The organism is Leucobacter faecis (assembly GCF_054456635.2).
In genome coordinates, this window is sequence record NZ_JBTJEP020000057.1 from 1 (window position 1) to 287 (window position 287).

Consider the following 287-nt stretch of genomic DNA (forward strand, 5'->3'; position numbering starts at 1 on the left):
GACGGGGCGGCTACCACCACATCGATTTCAGCAGCGGTGAGTGCTCGTGCCAGGGTGAACCCGGTGGGTCCAGCCTCGTAGGCCACCGCGATGTCATCGGTTGGTTGGGTGATCTCTGAGATCCAGGTCAGGACCGCGTCGGTAGATGCGGTCAGTGCGCTGTGATGAATGTCTCCGCGGGGAGAGATTGCGTAGGCGTGAATACTTCGGGCGTGCACGTCTAGACCAATACAAGTACGATCTGTAAACACCAGGGCCTCCGTTGACTGTCGGCACTCCAAGCCACT

Annotated in this window: 1 pseudogene; it reads right to left on the bottom strand. The window is 59.6% G+C overall.

The features are described from left to right. A pseudogene (locus ACXR2T_RS15825) lies at window positions 1-218 on the bottom strand (IS110 family RNA-guided transposase); the annotation flags it as partial. Between the last annotated feature and the right edge of the window lie 69 nt (window positions 219-287).